Annotated in this window: 1 protein-coding gene; it reads right to left on the bottom strand. The window is 31.9% G+C overall.

Features of this window, described 5'->3' with window-relative positions; all coding sequences use genetic code 11:
- Positions 1 to 149: 149 nt before the first annotated feature.
- Positions 150 to 1,136 (bottom strand): type I restriction enzyme HsdR N-terminal domain-containing protein, encoded by a 987-nt coding sequence (locus ACFPH8_RS14995; protein ID WP_376862273.1) that lies wholly within the window; start codon positions 1,134 to 1,136, stop codon positions 150 to 152.
- Positions 1,137 to 1,175: the final 39 nt, after the last annotated feature.

Genomic DNA, 1,175 nt, shown 5'->3' with positions numbered 1-1,175 from the left:
AACGTTTATGTATATGAGCTGTGGCGTGTCTCGGCACGAACCTCTCCAAATAAAAACTGGCTTTGGAAAATCCGCAGGATTTTCCAAGTGTGGACTGACCAAGCCATAGCTTATATACTGTGTTGGCAACTGGCTTTTCTTTCCGATTTCTATTTGTCAATCGAAACTAAAACTTTTTCAATTCCGAGTTTTTGCCATTTTCCATTTCTGAATTCTGGTCTTGACCTTAAATTTCCTAAAACACCTGAACTTTCTCTAAATCTGTTTGCATTCCAAACTTTTTGTTTAGAAGTTCCATTTTTGTAAAAAGTCGTTATATAAGCTGTTTTGGTTAATAAAAGTCTGCGTTTAAAATCTGATTCCGATGATGGTTTTAATTCGATTGGTAAAATACCATTCGAATAATCAACTATTCTTTGTTCTTTGAACTGACTTTTTGGAAATTCCGTTTGAGTAATTTCAGCGTTTTTATTTTTTATCTCAATTTTCAATTCAGTCAGAACTGACTCAATTAGTTCTCCATCATATTCGCTTAAAAAATCTTGCTTTATTAATTCTGAAATTTTTTCTTGGTAACTTTCCGCAAGTATTTTTTTTGTCAAGTTTTTATGTTCTTCTCTGCGGTTTATTTTTTTAAGTCCGTTTAATGTAAATGACTTTAGTGATTCTTGATTGAAACTTTCTTTTGCAAACAGTTCGACAAATTTTAAGCCTTTTTCGTTGTCTTTTGTGAATTTTATTGTTTCCAAAAGTATTGGGTCTTCTTGTTTAGCTAAATCTCCATCGTAAAAAATTTGAATTCCTTGTCCGATTAAAATTCCGTATTCAAGTTTTAATTGACGCATATAAGAAAATAATTGTTGTTGAAATCTTGAATTAAGAGGAATATTTGGTTGCTTAATTTCAATCACGAACAGTTTTCTATTATCGGAATTTTTTATAACAAAATCAGGCGTAATTCTGTTTGCAGCTCCGACTTGAAAAGAAGGACGAACTTCAATATCTCCAGAATATTCTTTCCAATCCAAAACTCTCAAAGCTTGGACTACATTTTGTTCAAAATCACTTTCACTAATATCTGTCCGAATATTGTCGGATAGTAAAAAGCATATTTCATTCCATTTTTCGTTGTTCATTTTCGGTTTTCTCGGTTTTTTTCAGCTTGTTGCCAACGT

This window comes from Bizionia hallyeonensis, from assembly GCF_042657385.1.
GTDB lineage: Bacteria > Bacteroidota > Bacteroidia > Flavobacteriales > Flavobacteriaceae > Algorimicrobium > Algorimicrobium hallyeonense.
Note: the sequence above shows the minus strand (reverse complement) of the source record. Positions and strands in the feature narration are given on the sequence as shown.